The organism is Pedobacter aquatilis (assembly GCF_032678425.1).
In the GTDB taxonomy this organism is placed as follows: Bacteria; Bacteroidota; Bacteroidia; order Sphingobacteriales; family Sphingobacteriaceae; genus Pedobacter; species Pedobacter aquatilis_B.
On sequence record NZ_JAVTSG010000006.1, the window covers coordinates 79,533 to 93,737 of the forward strand.

The window sequence follows — 14,205 nt, forward strand, 5'->3', positions numbered from 1 at the left end:
ATAGAAAAAATGAAAAAACATATATATTCAAAGGTATTTTTTGGCTTGGCGATGGGTTTAACAACCATAGTTTCTGCCTGCAATAGCAATGAAAAAAAGGCAGAAAAAAAGCAAGTAGAGGTAAAAATTGCAACATTTAACTTAACCAAAGAAAAACTATCAACCCAGATAAATTTACCGGGTGAATTAATCGCATTGCAACAGGTTGATTTGTATGCGAAAGTAAGCAGTTTTGTAAAAACCTTAAAGGCCGACATTGGATCGGAAGTTACAAAGGGGCAATTGTTAATGACTTTGGAAGCACCTGAAATGAATGCCCAGCTTTCTGCGGCACAATCCAGGTTAAAGGCTCAGGAAGCTGTTTATACCGCCAGTAAAGCAAATTATAATCGTTTGTACGAAACCAGCAAAACACCCGGAACCATTTCCACTAATGATTTGGACCAGGCTTTAGCCAGAAGAAATGCCGATTTAGCACAGCTTGAAGCTGCAAAAGCTGCGTACAAAGAGGTGGGCACAATTCAAAACTACCTGGAAATCAGAGCGCCCTTCAATGGAATTATATCTGCAAGAAATGTGAATTTAGGTGCATACGTTGGTCCTTCTGGCAGAGGTTCAGAATTGCCGCTTTTCACCTTACAAAACCAGAAAAATTTACGTTTGGCTGTTTCCATTCCTGAAGTTTACACTGGTTACTTAAAGCAAGGCGATGAGGTAAATTTTACGGTCAAATCTATCCCAAGTAAAACATTTACGGCTAAAGTTAAAAGATTATCAGGGGCTTTGGATTTAAGGTTACGGGCTGAAAGAATAGAAATGGATGTTGCGAACCAAGATAAAGCGTTGTTACCTGGAATGGTTGCAGAAATTAATATTCCGCTTCCTGCAAATTCAAGTACATTCATCATTCCGAAAAACTCATTGTTAGATACAAGTGAAGGCTTATTTGTTTTAAAGGTTGAGGAAAACAAAGCCATAAGAGTTGCTGTGAAAAAAGGTCGCGAAACGGATGATAAAGTTGAGATTTTTGGAGATTTAAAAGAGGGAGATAAATTGATAACCGAACCAAATGAAGAAATACACGACGGTTCGCCAGTAAAAATTTAATCAAATTAGCTTTGAAATTAAATATATTTTAATTTTGAAAGAACGCTCTATTTCAAATGAAAGATTTTTTTCCGGCACAGTATTCTACTTTATCGTCAGCAGCGCTGAATAAGCACATTGCTAGCTTCTATAATTTGCAAGATTTTAGTTGCAGACTATTGATTAGAAATGTGAGTGATACTTATATTTTAGAAAACGGTGCCCAGAAATTTATCTTTAAAGTTTATCGAGATGCGCATAGAAAACTTAAAGAAATTGAAGAAGAAGTAAAACTGCTCAATATTTTAAAGAATGAAGGGCACTCTGTTTCTTATCCAATTAAAGACAATGCAGGAAATTATATTCAGCAATTTAATGCCATTGAAGGTGTAAGAAATGGTATTTTATTAAGTTACGCAGAAGGAAAAGTTGTCCAGGATTTAGATAGTGATGAGTTACAAAACCTGGGGATTGCAATTGCGAAAATGCACCAAACTACAAGCAATATCAGCTTAAACAATCGTCAGGAATTTAATTTTAATACAACACTTTTAGAGCCATTAGCAACTTTGAAAATTCACCTGACAAGTATGCCTGAAGAATATTCATATCTTGAAGAAATAGCGGCTAAGGTGATAAACAAATTCAACGACTTTGATACTGAAAACTTCAGTATTGGAATTTGCCACTATGATTTCTTTCCTAAAAACTTCCATATTAATCAAACAGGAAAGATAACTTTCTTTGATTTTGACTTTGCTGGAGAGGGCTATCTGGTAAACGATTTAATGACTTTTTTAAACCATTTTTTCTTCCATAGGTTAAATAATTTAATCACTGCTGAACAAGCAACTAAAGACTTTGATCTATTTTTAGCTGCCTATCAAACCGTAAAAAACTTAACAAATGATGAACTCGAAGCCATTCCATATTTAGGCATCACCTTCCACATTTTCTTTTTAAAGTTCTTTTATGATAATTATGATGATTGGTCTAATACATTTTTAACACCAAGATACGTTAAACACCGTGTAGATTTGATAAAGAAATGGGTAGTGATGTATTGTAATTTCTAAACCTATAAAGAAACAAAATAAAGCTTTAATATTCAATATCAGAATGTTAACTTAGCTAAACCCCTTAAATAATTACTTATGGATCAGAAAATCATCACCCTTTACGATAAATTTACACATAGCCAATTAAGCCGTAAGGAATTTATGAAAAAGCTAGCTATCCTAACAGGAAGTACAGCTTTGGCACTAACTGTTTTACCGCTGTTGGAGAATAATTATGTTTCGGCTGCTGGCTTTGAAAGTGATGACATCACTTCAGAAGAAGTAAATTTCCAGGGTGTTGATGGTCAAATGAAAGCCATTTTAGCCAAGCCAAAAGGAAAGAAAAAATTAGGTTCGGTATTGGTTATACATGAAAACAGAGGTTTAAATCCGCATATAATTGATGTAACTAAACGTGTTGCTGCTGAGGGCTTTATTGCATTAGGTGTAGATGCACTCTCTCCCTTTGGCGGAACGCCGACGGATGAAGATAAAGGACGCGAACTTATCGGAAAACTTGATCCCGTTAAAAATCTACAGAACTATTTAAACGGATTAGATTATCTCAGAAAGAGTAAAGACGGCAATGGCAAAGTTGGTTGCGTAGGCTTTTGCTGGGGCGGTGGAATGGCAAATAAACTGGCCGTAAATGACCCAAAATTACAGGCTGCTGTTGCTTATTATGGAGCTCAACCAAATACGGCCGATGTTTCTAAAATAAAAGCCAGCGTTATGATGCATTACGGTGGTTTAGATGAACGCATTAATGCCGGAATTCCAGCATACGAAAATGCACTTAAAGAGCATAACATAGATTACAAAATTTACATTTATGATAATGTAAATCATGCTTTCAATAATAACACATCGCCAACACGCTACAATGAAGCTGCTGCGCAATTAGCTTGGCAGAGAACCATAGAATTGTTTAAAAGTAAATTGGTATAAAAAATTTAAAATGAAAATCCGCCCAATGAAATTCATATTAGGTTGCATTACAGCAATAATATTTTTATTCGCCTGCTCAAAAGGCCCGGCTAAAATAGATGAAGTCGAAATTACCACACCAACACCTGGTGGGCCAATTACAAGCTCAAATAGTCCTTTTAAAAACTATCTTGGCGTAAATGCATTTGAGTGGGATTTTGTAGAACCTAATCAATCAAGTGTAACAAGCGAGACCAGAATGTCTCTCATCAAATCTTTCGGTGGAATCAGACATTATTTGGATTGGGAAAAAATGGAATCAACCGAGGGGCAATATACCTACAACCCCGCACATTCGGGGGGTGCGTATCTTGACGTAATTTATACCAGGTTAAAAAACGACAATATAGACTTGCTCGTTTGCATGAAAAATATTCCAGCATGGCTGATGAATACTTATCCTAGCGACCAAAGAGGCACAGATAATACGCCTGTAAACTACGGTGCAAGCAAGAGCAACCCAGATTCTTACCTTAAACAAGCCAAGATGGCTTTTCAGTTTGCTGCCAGGTATGGCTCTAACAAGAATATTGATGCCAGTTTGGTAAGCGTTAATACAAAACCCAGGTGGACTGCCGATGAGCCTAATACATTAAAAACCGGACTTGGTTTAGTCAAATACATCGAATGTAATAATGAACCTGATAAATGGTGGGCTGGTACGAAAGCACAACAAAGTGCAGAAGAGTATGCAGCCAACTTATCTGCATTTTATGATGGAAACAAGGGAAAAATGGGTAAAAATGTTGGTGTAAAAAATGCTGATCCGAATATGATTGTAGTAATGGCTGGTTTGGGCGGTGCAAATCCAGAGTATGTTGCAAAAATGGTTGAGTGGTGCCGCAAAAACCGTGGTGTTAGGGCTGATGGAACAGTAGATTTATGTTTCGATGTAATTAATTACCATTTATATGCTAATGATGCATTTCAAAATGGAGGAACAGCTACAAAAGGTGTTGCGCCAGAACGCTCAGAACTTGGCACAGTTGCAGATAGCTTTGTTAAAATGGCTAAGACTAGCGCTCCTGGAGTAGAAATTTGGGTTACTGAAACTGGTTATGATGTTGGTAATACGCCACAAGGTGCTATCGCAATTGGTTCAAAATCGACTTTCATTACTCAGGCAGATTGGAATTTAAGAACATCATTACTTTACGCCAGACATGGAATTTCAAGATGTATGTTTTACATGCTTGATGATGCCGGCGGTCTACAGAATAAAATTCAGTATAGTTCATCTGGGTTCCATGACGACTTTAAACCAAGGCCATCTGCCGATTATATGTTACAAACTAAAAATCTGATTGGTAATTACGCTTATTCGGCAACATTAAATAACGACCCAATTGTGGATTTATACAGATTGGATAAGAAAGAAATTTATGTTTTAACTATTCCAGACCAGAAAGGTAGGGTTGCTAATTATCAGCTGGATTTGGGCACTGCTACACAAGCAATTATACATACTTTGCAAGTTGGCAAAAATGAAATGGCACACAGAACTGTGAGTGTTACAAACGGAAAGTTATCTGTAGAAGTTACAGAAACGCCAATCTTTGTAGAAAAACTATAATAATATTTTTTCGATTAACTCAGCGCAAAATACCTGAGTTAATCGAAAATAATTTCTTAGTAGAGCAAACGGTAAATAAATCCTTTATTACCTGCTAAAATAACCACATTTCCGGTCTTAGCTTTTTGTACAGAATTAAAACTTACATCAGAAATATGCGTCCAGGTTTCGCCCCCATCTGTAGATATATCTGTTCCAGATGTTCCGGTAGCGATAAGCGTTTCAGCATTTATGTAAGTAACCGCCGAGCGATAACCGAAGACAGGTGATTTTGGCTTCCTCCAGCTTTTTCCTCCATCATCAGTTAAAACAACATTGTTGCTGTTATCTTTATCTTTCACATAATTCCCTCCTACGGCAATACCTTTATTTGAATTATAAAAATCGATAGAAAATGGTCCGGTTGTAGATTCCCCTTGCCAAATTGGGCAATTAAAAACTTCCCAGTCTGAGCCATAATTTTTGGAGTGATAAATATGAGCAATCGAACCACCAGTTGCAATCCATACCTTTCCATCAGGAAGTGTTTTTATTGTTGTGCCACTGGCTGCAAATCCTGCTTCGCCTTTAACAAGCAACGGATTCATTTTTGAAGATATGTTTTTCCAGGATTTACCTCCATTTGATGATTTTAACAACTGCATTCTGTTATCAATTGGGTCGCCGAAAATTATAGCTTTCTTTTTATCCCAAAAACCCAAACCATCTAAAAAAATTGCGGTGTCTGTATTTTTATAAGTTTCAAGCCACGTTTCACCGCCATCGATAGTTTTTAAGACATAAGCCGGGCTACCCGCATTAACAATAATTGCTTCCAATTCATTAAAAGCTTCAATATCTCTAAAATCGAGGTTCTCGTAGCCACTGGGTTTAATCCATTTCCAGCTTAACCCGCCATCTAAGCTTTTGCCAACTGTGCCATTACTTCCGCTTACCCAAATCACTTTATCATTAACAACACTTAAGCCACGAATACTGGTTTTGGTATTTTCATTTAAAGGCTTCATCGAGTAGTTCTGCGCAGCGCAAAAAAAAGGTGCCAATATTAGGCACCATAGTAATTTTTTCATTTATCAACTTATTTAACACGTTTAAAACTTTCCGAACGGCCAAGTAAAGATATTCCAATGTAACCTCTAACCGTCATAACATCATTGCCTTTCAGAGAGATATTACAACTGTAGGTTTTTCCACTTTTAGGGTCATAGATGGTACCATCGGTCCATTTGCCATCATTATAAACGAAATCCTTTAAAATCTCTAAGTTTAAGAGCGGTCTACTTTGCAAGCTTGCGTTAGGATTTTTTCCATCCACTTTTGGTTTTCCGTTTATGTTTGGCTCTTTTAACCAAGCTAACTTTCCGAAATATTTATCGCCTTTTTTGTAAATTTCAATTTGTCCTTCGCCAGATGGATTTAACCATTTACCAACAATTGCATCCTTGTTTTGTGCAAACGTAGTTGAAGCCAATGCTACCAAAAGCAGCATTAAAATAGGGAACTTTCTCATAATCGATTTCTATTTAGTGTTTTTAAAGATAATAATTTGACCTTTTGATCCAAACAAATAATAAAGCAAAAAATAATGAGAAAGTTTTATTTAAGATAAATTACTTTGAAACGATGGGTAAATATTTCTGGCGATAAGCAAAAAACAAGAATAGGTTAAATAAAAGCATTACGGCTACCATAGGCAATTCTTTCGGACCCAGATAAGCATGGTAAAGAAAAATATTTAAAGTAATCGGGAATAGAATAATTGCTGCCAATGGCGCAGTTCTGCCGAAAATAAGTAAGATACCACCAACAAGTTCTGTAACTTTTATTAATGGCATTAAATATCCTGTAACCATAACACCAGCCATAAAAGTTGTTTGGTCGGCCGACATTTGAGGAGCTTCTGGCATCAATTTAAAAAAATAACTCACCGAAGCGAATAGGTACATAGCACCTAAAAGTACCCGAATAATAATTACTGCAATTTTCATATAGTTTTTAGTTTTAGTTTATTAAAAATAATAAAATATTAATGATGTTGATGAAGTATTCAATCTTCTTTCTCCAACTTTATATCCATTAAAGCCGTCCAGGCGTTACTGGTTGGTTGCTCCCACTTGCCTTCAATAGTTTTCCCCATCGCAGTAATTTCGCCCTTAAAGCGTTCTCGTTCAGAAACAATGGTTATTTGATTGTTTTTAAAGTGCATAATTGAAATGTTAATACTGCCATTATTATCAAAAGAATGGCTCGTAAATTCATTTTGATGCTCACCCTGACCTATTATCTCCATCGATTTTACCGGTTCCCCATCAATCGTCACATCAACTGTATGAATTACAAATTTCGAACCCTGCATCCATTCGTAAGTATCATAACCAATAACTTTCTTCCCGTCGACAGTTTTGCCTGTAGTTATCCATCGACCTATAAATGAATTTAACTCTTTCATAATAAACACTTTAAAACAAAAGACTTCAAGTCAATATTTTGTTTTAAGAATTTTGAATACTACATATAATTCATCCCGGGATAACCAAGTAATCTACGCCAAAGCGCAATCTGACCGATACAATTTGCTTCGCGATAAATTGTAAAGGATACCATATCGTACAAAGTCATTTTCATGCCCGGCATTTCAATTTCCGCATTTAGTTTTTCATCATCAGCATTGATTAAGGCAGTTTGCAATTCGGCAGCAACATAATCCCAATCTTTTAAAAAATCTTTTAAACTTGGATATTTGGCATCATCAATAATACTGTGATTATCTTTAAAAAGTTCTAATGTTGATGAATCTAAATTTAGGCCTAAAGATTTCGCCAGGTAGTACCTTCCGTCAACAATGCTTCCGGTTATCCATGCAATATGATTAGCTTTAGTATCCAGTCGCTTTTGTGCATCTTCTTCCGCGATGCCTTCTAAAGCTCTTTTTAAAAAATCGGTATGCATTTCATACAACACAATTAATCCATAGGTTCTTTCGCTATTCGGTTTCGTTTTCATAGGTATATATTTATTGATTTAACAATAATAAAGTTACAGCTATCTAATGCGTTAATCAATTCCTATAAAAGTCAATTTTAGGGTGCATTCAAGACAAATTTCATATATTTACTATTGAGCTAACCCTATCCAAAAATGAATAAAATCGCTATTTTACTTCCAGAGGAATACAAATTGTTAAGCATAGCTGCAATTTTAGAAGTTTTGGAAACTGCCAATAAATTTCAGGTAGATAAGGCTTCGAAAAAAGCTTTTGACATTACTTTAATTACCTTGGATAACAGCGTTGATGGCTTCTTCAAAACTTATCAAAGCGAAAATATTTCTGCAAATTCAAAGTATGATTTAGTTTTAATCCCATCATTTACTTCAGATAATATTAGGAATACGATATCCTTAAACAGCGCATTTATTCCCTGGCTTATAAAACAATACAATAAAAAAACTGAGATAGCTACATTTTGTACTGGTGCTTTTTTACTTGCTGCAAGAGGTTTGCTAGATGGTAAAGCGGCAACTACTCATGTTGATGCTTGCCCGGCTTTTGCGGCCGCTTTTCCGGAGGTTCGGTTAAAGCCTGATAAAACGGTGACTCAGGATGGGCAACTTTATACTAGCGGTGGCGCTACCTCTACCTTTCACTTGCTTCTATACTTGCTTCAAATAAATTGTGGAAAAGAGCTTGCCATAAAGACGGCTAAAATTTTTGCTATAGATATGGACAGATCGAACCAATCTTATTTTAGTTCTTTCCAACCCTCAAGGCACCATAATGATGACATTGTGGCATCGGCGCAAGATAAAATTGAAAGCAATTACCAGGATGTGGCTACAATTGAAGAAATGATTAAAGATATTCCATCGAGCAGAAGAAATATTGTTAGAAGATTTAAGCAGGTTATTGGCATCACACCCATCGAATATTTGCAACAGACGCGTATTGAGGCTGCAAAAAAATTACTGGAACAAACTGCCCAGCAGATGACAGAAGTAATTTACAACTCTGGCTATAACGACCCCAAGGCATTCAGAAAAATATTTAGGAAGACAGTTGGTATGACACCAACGCAATATCGAGATAAATTTCAGGTCAGGTAATTTTGATGATCTAGATCATCAAACAGCTCGATTTTGTGTAAACAAAACAATACAATTAAAAATAAATCTAAATAATAAAATAATTGTTCTTATCTTAACGTTATAGTTATTTCAACCAGATAATTATCTTAATTATGAGCACATTTCTTCTAATTATTGGTTCCTTCTACGTGGTTTCACTTTTTTCAACGGTTTACAGTTATTATTCTGCAGAACCAATGCCAAGAGATTACGAAAAATTGTAGAATGCGTTTCAGCTGAAAATGAAACGATTGAATACCTGCGTAGATTACGTAAGGTAGTTTTTCTATATATCAGATTTTTGGAATGTTTTACTTGATAACCAATACTACACCATCATTTTTTATTTTGTAGTAATATTCGTTTTGTGTACTGTGTTTTAGTACCTGAATAGCGATTACTTCGCCAAATTTTTTATCGAAGCTTATAATATCGCCTTTCTTGACCCGATCCAGAACAGATGCTTTCGTATATTTCGAAATATTTATCATGACAATCCTCTCCTTTATCTATCTAAGCAACAATAAATTACAATTAATGTTTTATTAACAGCAATTAAATGTTTGGTTAACAATCTTTAACTAAAACACAAAACTTATTTCGAAAATTATTTATTATTTTAACCAAATGATTCCCAAAAAAATAAATTTATTCCTGTTGGTGTTAGTATGTCCGATTGCTTTGCTTGCTCAGAATAATAATAACGGTCAAAATAAATTTTCAGTATCGCCAGCTTTCGAACTTTTGCGTTCAACGCACAGTAATTTTTTTTATGCGCCATCCATCAAGGCAAATTATGAATTTGAAAATGGTTTAGAACCTGGAGTGGGCATAGAATACGCTACAACTCCGATACACCATGATAATGGTTTTGTATTATATAAATTGAGGTTTTTGCCTGTGTATGGCAACTTAAAATACAACTTTAAAGGCAAGGGCAAAATTAGACCATATGCAGAAACATCGCTAGGTGTTTCTTTTAACAATTATGATATTGCGGAAGACCCAACACCAAACGATAAATCGAAAGTAAGCGAGCAAGGTTTTTTTGTTTACACAGGTTTTGGCGCAAAGTATAGCTTAACACCTAAGCTTAAAACTTTTCTGAGCATTGGCTTTAAAGGTTATAAAATGAGTACAAACGATTTAGACATTAACCCTCATGGCTTATCATTTATGTTAGGTTTTAGTTTTTATTAGATGAAAAAATTAGCAGTAATCATTTTATGCTTTGGTCTATTTGCATTAAGTGGCTGTGCCTTATTCAAAAAAAACAGGGTTTCGCAACATAATGGAATAGAGCGAACTGAGTTTAATCTGCCCATTTTTATTTATAAATCTAAAATAGCAAACTCTAAAAAACTGCTTATTTTTTTATCTGGCGATGGTGGCTGGATAAAGTTTGAAGACGATTTATCGCTACAATTTGCCGACAAAGGTTTCAATACGATTGGCATTAATTCAAGAAGTTACTTTTGGAAACAGAAAACACCTGAAGAAGCCGAAAATGATGTAGCACAGCTCATTAGAAAGTATGCACTTGAATATAAAACTAATGAAATTTATCTTTGTGGTTATTCTTTCGGGGCGGATGTACTTCCATTTATTTACAAACGATTACCGTTTAGGGCGAAAAGACATGTTCAAGCTTTAGGTTTGTTATCTCCCTTTGCCACAACAGATTTTATGGTTCACTTTTCTGATTTAACCAACACTTCTTCTGATAATTATCCGCATAAGGTTAATGAGGAAGTAAAGAAACTTTTGGTTGTGCCTATTTATTGCTTTTATGGCAATGATGAGAATGAAAAAGCGTTACAAACCATAAATCAAAAGAATTTCCATTTGATATCATTATCTGGCGACCACCATTACGAAGAATCAGAATACGAAAAAATTGTTTCGGTTTTTGCCGCTAAAAAATAAAACATGTACAAATTATCCTTAATAATTTCCTTCTTATTTACTATAGCTTTTTGTAAAGCACAGGATATTTCAAAGTTCCCATTGCAAACTATTGCTAAACCAAGTGCACAACACCTAATTTTTTATATAAGTGGCGATGGTGGCATGAATAGTTTTTCGCAAAGTTTAACGCAAGGCTTAGCGGACAAGAATTATGCTATAGTAAGCTTGGATAGCCGAAAATATTTCTGGGAACAAAAAACGCCAGAAAAAATGGCGCAAGATTTTAATCAGATAATTGTGCATTACTTAAAACTTTGGGATATAGATGAATTTTCTATTCTTGGTTACTCATTCGGTGCTGACGCGGCCATATTTTTAACGCCAAGACTTAATAAGGAACCTCAGCAAAAAGTTAAATCGACTGTTTTTCTATCTCCATCTACCTCAACAGATTTTGTAATTAAACTTACAGATATGATCGGTTTTGGCAGCAAAGAAGCGAAATACAAAACGCTACCAGAATTAAACAAAACGTCAATTCCTCAATATTTTATCTTCGGTAAAGATGAGGAAAGCGATTTTTTCAAATCCATTCCCGATAGAAAAAACATTACAAAAGCATTAATACCCGGCTCGCATAAGTTTAATAACGATATTAAGAAAGTAGTTTCAACGGTTTTATTGGGTTTGAATTAACTTCCTTCAGAAATTCTCTTTAACGCATTTGGAACTTGCAACAAGTGATAGTTGTGACTGTAAATTAAATACTTTTTGTTCCACGACGGATAAAACTTTTCCTTATATTTTCTTAGACCTTTAAACTGAGCAAAAGCCTTTAGATTCTCGTAAGCGTATTTAATGGTTTTCTGCGTTAAATCGATTCCATCAATGCCTGAAAGTGGAGCTAAACCCATATTAACACTGGTGTAGCCTTCCTCTTTCAAATAGAGAAACGTTTTAGCCAAAAGCATATCTAAAACACCATTTGGTGCATCAGTTTCTTTTCTGATTAAATCGTATGTAGCTTCTCCTGGTGCATAATCAGGAACAATATTTAGGAAAGCGTAAACTTTTTCTTCCTCATCTTCTATGGTTAGTATCGTTTGGTTTTTTAATATCGATTTATCAAAAATACCTTGTGTAAAAGCCACTTCTTTTTGATTTAAATCTCTCAACCAATTATCAGAAACGGTTTGTAACTTTTGTAAAAACCCTTCCTTTTGAGGCCCTTCGTATACTTTAAAAGTAAATCCCTCGCCTGAAAGTCGATTTATGGCACTTCTTGTCGTTTTCATTTTTCCACCTTCAATGGTAAAGGCGGTCAAGTTTAACACAGCTTCTTCTCCGATTGGGATAAATTTTTTCCCTATTGATTTATAAAAGCCCAAGGATTCTTCTGGTACACGATAATAAGCAGCAATAAAACCATTTTCCTGACAACGTTCTTCAAACTTCTTTATCATCGCAACCTTATCTTCCTGATTTTCAGCAACCGGATCTTCTAAAACCAAAGCAAAATGACGGGTAATTTTAAAGCTGATGAATGCGGTTCTGTTTTCGTTGAAATAAATAAATTTATCGGGATAAGTTTTAAAGTAATCTAGCGCAGAATTGCCGTGTTTTTTCATCAATTCATCAGCTTCGGTAAAGTCCTCCGGCTTATTATAAGGAGTAGAAAAGTATGGTTTTAATAAACTGAAGATGATGAAAAGTATCACGATTCCACTTGCGGCATAAATGGATTGTTCGAAATGCACACCAAAATTGGTTAAAGGACGTAAAGCCTTATCATCAATAAAAAAGATAACTTTTAGTACCGCTTTAACAGAATCGATAAATTTGAAGTTTACGCCAAAGTGCCTCTTCTCCATAAAATAAAAACCAAGCACACCATAAGCAAAAACGGCCGAAATGGCGTAAATAAATACCGTGTAGCTTATTTTTACAAATTTTGGGTGAGGTTTCAACTTGTAATTATCACGGGTGTAAAATAAAGACGAGCCTGCAATTAGGGCTAAGATGGCCTCTTCATAATCTGCTGCTTTTAGCAAATGGCCTAAAATTGAAAACAGTGTTAAAGCAAGCGCAACGTACCAAGCCCTTTTAGAACCTTGCAAAAGGAAAATGCTAATCATGACCAAAATCAAACCGAAGATTAATACCAAGGCATTACTGGTTACTATTAAATCTTCAGGTAAAATATCTTTAACAAGTCTTAACCTGGTTGGTATAGCCGGACTGATGGATGAAATAATATTTACGACACCGAGAATCAGGATAATAAATGCAGGTAAAACTCTCAGGATAATACTATCCTTTTTAAGTATAAAACTGATTATCCCTCCAATTAAGGGTAACCAAAATTCGAAAAAGCGAAACATTAAAGTTATTGTGGCAGCTGCAACCAATGGAAAACCGAATTGACCTAATATAAATGTCAATGATACTTCGATTGTTCCTAATCCGCGTAAAAATGGGGAGGCAATAAGCAAAATAACCATTACAATGTAACCAACAATAGCCGCAGGGATACTCGCTTCAAAACCTAAGGCCAACATACAGATATACAAATGTACTATGCCAATAAATTCGATTAAGATAGAAATAAGCAAGGTTATCCAGAATTGTTTGCGACTGATTTGTTGCTCAATCATATCATCTAAAATGGCCGAAAGTGATGGTCTGATTTTGGATAAATAACGATAAGCCCAACCCTTTTTCGAGATGGAAAATATTGCAACGAACAATAAAACAGTGAGCAGAATCAAGAAACCGAAACTGATCAGTTCTGTATTGCCCAATTTTGTAGAAAGCAGGGCAATACCCAAAACTGGTATGGCTACAACAACCACAGATAAAATACCACAAAAGGCAAATAGCGTTGAGGAAAGGTGGATTTTCGATTTGGAAATACCTTCCTCCTCTATTTCTTTAGTGAAAAATATCAAGGATGAAAATCCTCCGGCAGGAAGAAAAATACTGATTAAATTGCGTTTAAGAAATAATTTAATCGCATCCCAAAGTTTTAGGTTAACATTTAATGCCTTAAAACTATGCACATACATTTTACCTTGGGCTATTATGTAAACCACGGTTAAAACAATGCCTATAAAAACATATAATGGAATAGATGTATTGAGCTGTTCCTTTATTTGTACAACCTCAACATGTTGCGCCCTTACAAAGTAAATAGCCATTCCCAACATAAAAGTGGCTAAAAAAAACTGCCAGAAAAATTTGTTATACACTAAATTGGATAGGAAAGATTTGGCTCTATGCATAGTAAAGGATTACTTTTTAAATGAAAAATTTCCATTTAAAAAGGGCTACAGGGAAAATGATTAGTTTCTATTGTACACGAATTTATAAAAGTTTTTAAGTAATGAAACGGATTTTCTGAAATTAAAATAATTAAAACTATCAAGAATATTGAGTTTAAAACTTACAAAGTTTTAAAAAGCAAAAGGCTTC

Annotated in this window: 15 protein-coding genes; 8 read left to right on the forward strand and 7 right to left on the reverse strand. The window is 35.0% G+C overall.

Annotation, left to right across the window (positions count from 1 at the left end; translation table 11 throughout):
• Positions 1–9: 9 nt before the first annotated feature.
• The 4 genes from R2Q16_RS17085 to R2Q16_RS17100 all read left to right on the forward strand — a co-directional run bounded on the left by R2Q16_RS17085 (position 10) and on the right by R2Q16_RS17100 (position 4,704).
• Positions 10–1,107, forward strand: coding sequence for an efflux RND transporter periplasmic adaptor subunit (locus R2Q16_RS17085; protein WP_316738887.1), 1,098 nt, complete (start codon positions 10–12; stop codon positions 1,105–1,107).
• Positions 1,108–1,163: 56 nt separating this feature from the next.
• Positions 1,164–2,162 (forward strand): phosphotransferase, encoded by a 999-nt coding sequence (locus R2Q16_RS17090; RefSeq protein WP_316738888.1) that lies wholly within the window; start codon positions 1,164–1,166, stop codon positions 2,160–2,162.
• A 78-nt stretch (positions 2,163–2,240) separates the two neighbouring features.
• Positions 2,241–3,092 carry a dienelactone hydrolase family protein gene (locus tag R2Q16_RS17095; protein WP_316738889.1) on the forward strand — a complete coding sequence of 284 codons (852 nt, stop codon included), beginning with the start codon at positions 2,241–2,243 and terminating at the stop codon, positions 3,090–3,092.
• A 25-nt stretch (positions 3,093–3,117) separates the two neighbouring features.
• Positions 3,118–4,704, forward strand: coding sequence for a hypothetical protein (locus tag R2Q16_RS17100; protein ID WP_316738890.1), 1,587 nt, complete (start codon positions 3,118–3,120; stop codon positions 4,702–4,704).
• A 56-nt stretch (positions 4,705–4,760) separates the two neighbouring features.
• Here the strand turns inward: R2Q16_RS17100 and R2Q16_RS17105 are convergent, their stop codons facing one another.
• The 5 genes from R2Q16_RS17105 to R2Q16_RS17125 all read right to left on the reverse strand — a co-directional run bounded on the left by R2Q16_RS17105 (position 4,761) and on the right by R2Q16_RS17125 (position 7,707).
• On the reverse strand, positions 4,761–5,774 hold the full coding sequence (locus tag R2Q16_RS17105; RefSeq protein WP_316738891.1) for an oxidoreductase: 1,014 nt from the start codon (positions 5,772–5,774) through the stop codon (positions 4,761–4,763).
• A gap of 8 nt (positions 5,775–5,782) precedes the next feature.
• Positions 5,783–6,214 (reverse strand): DUF2147 domain-containing protein, encoded by a 432-nt coding sequence (locus tag R2Q16_RS17110; RefSeq protein ID WP_316738892.1) that lies wholly within the window; start codon positions 6,212–6,214, stop codon positions 5,783–5,785.
• A gap of 100 nt (positions 6,215–6,314) precedes the next feature.
• Positions 6,315–6,692 carry a DoxX family protein gene (locus tag R2Q16_RS17115; RefSeq protein WP_316738893.1) on the reverse strand — a complete coding sequence of 126 codons (378 nt, stop codon included), beginning with the start codon at positions 6,690–6,692 and terminating at the stop codon, positions 6,315–6,317.
• Positions 6,693–6,751: 59 nt separating this feature from the next.
• On the reverse strand, positions 6,752–7,153 hold the full coding sequence (locus R2Q16_RS17120) for a hypothetical protein (RefSeq protein ID WP_316738894.1): 402 nt from the start codon (positions 7,151–7,153) through the stop codon (positions 6,752–6,754).
• Positions 7,154–7,212: 59 nt separating this feature from the next.
• Complete coding sequence (locus R2Q16_RS17125; RefSeq protein ID WP_316738895.1) at positions 7,213–7,707, reverse strand: DinB family protein; 495 nt, start codon at positions 7,705–7,707, stop codon at positions 7,213–7,215.
• A 135-nt stretch (positions 7,708–7,842) separates the two neighbouring features.
• On the opposite strand from R2Q16_RS17125, the gene R2Q16_RS17130 reads away from it, so the two are divergent.
• Positions 7,843–8,805, forward strand: coding sequence for a GlxA family transcriptional regulator (locus R2Q16_RS17130; protein ID WP_316738896.1), 963 nt, complete (start codon positions 7,843–7,845; stop codon positions 8,803–8,805).
• 332 nt (positions 8,806–9,137) lie between these two features.
• Here R2Q16_RS17130 and R2Q16_RS17135 read toward each other — a convergent pair whose 3' ends face one another.
• A complete protein-coding gene (locus R2Q16_RS17135) occupies positions 9,138–9,317 on the reverse strand; it encodes a hypothetical protein (RefSeq protein WP_316738897.1) in 180 nt (59 codons plus the stop codon).
• Between the two features lie 136 nt (positions 9,318–9,453).
• Here R2Q16_RS17135 and R2Q16_RS17140 point away from each other — a divergent pair, with 136 nt between their 5' ends.
• From R2Q16_RS17140 to R2Q16_RS17150, 3 genes are read left to right on the forward strand one after another with little or no spacing between them, the layout of a single operon-like run.
• Positions 9,454–10,026: an outer membrane beta-barrel protein gene (locus R2Q16_RS17140; RefSeq protein WP_316738898.1), complete on the forward strand. Its 573-nt coding sequence runs from the start codon at positions 9,454–9,456 to the stop codon at positions 10,024–10,026.
• Complete coding sequence (locus R2Q16_RS17145) at positions 10,027–10,752, forward strand: AcvB/VirJ family lysyl-phosphatidylglycerol hydrolase (RefSeq protein WP_316738899.1); 726 nt, start codon at positions 10,027–10,029, stop codon at positions 10,750–10,752.
• A 3-nt stretch (positions 10,753–10,755) separates the two neighbouring features.
• Positions 10,756–11,430 carry an AcvB/VirJ family lysyl-phosphatidylglycerol hydrolase gene (locus R2Q16_RS17150; protein WP_316738900.1) on the forward strand — a complete coding sequence of 225 codons (675 nt, stop codon included), beginning with the start codon at positions 10,756–10,758 and terminating at the stop codon, positions 11,428–11,430.
• Here R2Q16_RS17150 and R2Q16_RS17155 read toward each other — a convergent pair.
• Positions 11,427–14,015: a phosphatidylglycerol lysyltransferase domain-containing protein gene (locus R2Q16_RS17155; RefSeq protein WP_316738901.1), complete on the reverse strand. Its 2,589-nt coding sequence runs from the start codon at positions 14,013–14,015 to the stop codon at positions 11,427–11,429. The two genes, R2Q16_RS17150 and R2Q16_RS17155, sit on opposite strands and share 4 nt — an antisense overlap.
• Between the last annotated feature and the right edge of the window lie 190 nt (positions 14,016–14,205).

What these genes read in the sequence shown, in the direction of transcription:
- R2Q16_RS17095 (WP_316738889.1), top strand. Translation starts at nt 2,241, where the DNA reads ATGGATCAGAAAATCATCACCCTTTACGATAAATTTACACATAGCCAA.
- R2Q16_RS17145 (WP_316738899.1), top strand. Translation starts at nt 10,027, where the DNA reads ATGAAAAAATTAGCAGTAATCATTTTATGCTTTGGTCTATTTGCATTA.
- R2Q16_RS17100 (WP_316738890.1), top strand. Translation starts at nt 3,118, where the DNA reads ATGAAATTCATATTAGGTTGCATTACAGCAATAATATTTTTATTCGCC.
- R2Q16_RS17115 (WP_316738893.1), bottom strand. Translation starts at nt 6,692, where the DNA reads ATGAAAATTGCAGTAATTATTATTCGGGTACTTTTAGGTGCTATGTAC.
- R2Q16_RS17130 (WP_316738896.1), top strand. Translation starts at nt 7,843, where the DNA reads ATGAATAAAATCGCTATTTTACTTCCAGAGGAATACAAATTGTTAAGC.
- R2Q16_RS17155 (WP_316738901.1), bottom strand. Translation starts at nt 14,015, where the DNA reads ATGCATAGAGCCAAATCTTTCCTATCCAATTTAGTGTATAACAAATTT.
- R2Q16_RS17105 (WP_316738891.1), bottom strand. Translation starts at nt 5,774, where the DNA reads ATGAAAAAATTACTATGGTGCCTAATATTGGCACCTTTTTTTTGCGCT.
- R2Q16_RS17140 (WP_316738898.1), top strand. Translation starts at nt 9,454, where the DNA reads ATGATTCCCAAAAAAATAAATTTATTCCTGTTGGTGTTAGTATGTCCG.
- R2Q16_RS17120 (WP_316738894.1), bottom strand. Translation starts at nt 7,153, where the DNA reads ATGAAAGAGTTAAATTCATTTATAGGTCGATGGATAACTACAGGCAAA.
- R2Q16_RS17110 (WP_316738892.1), bottom strand. Translation starts at nt 6,214, where the DNA reads ATGAGAAAGTTCCCTATTTTAATGCTGCTTTTGGTAGCATTGGCTTCA.
- R2Q16_RS17085 (WP_316738887.1), top strand. Translation starts at nt 10, where the DNA reads ATGAAAAAACATATATATTCAAAGGTATTTTTTGGCTTGGCGATGGGT.
- R2Q16_RS17135 (WP_316738897.1), bottom strand. Translation starts at nt 9,317, where the DNA reads ATGATAAATATTTCGAAATATACGAAAGCATCTGTTCTGGATCGGGTC.
- R2Q16_RS17090 (WP_316738888.1), top strand. Translation starts at nt 1,164, where the DNA reads ATGAAAGATTTTTTTCCGGCACAGTATTCTACTTTATCGTCAGCAGCG.
- R2Q16_RS17150 (WP_316738900.1), top strand. Translation starts at nt 10,756, where the DNA reads ATGTACAAATTATCCTTAATAATTTCCTTCTTATTTACTATAGCTTTT.
- R2Q16_RS17125 (WP_316738895.1), bottom strand. Translation starts at nt 7,707, where the DNA reads ATGAAAACGAAACCGAATAGCGAAAGAACCTATGGATTAATTGTGTTG.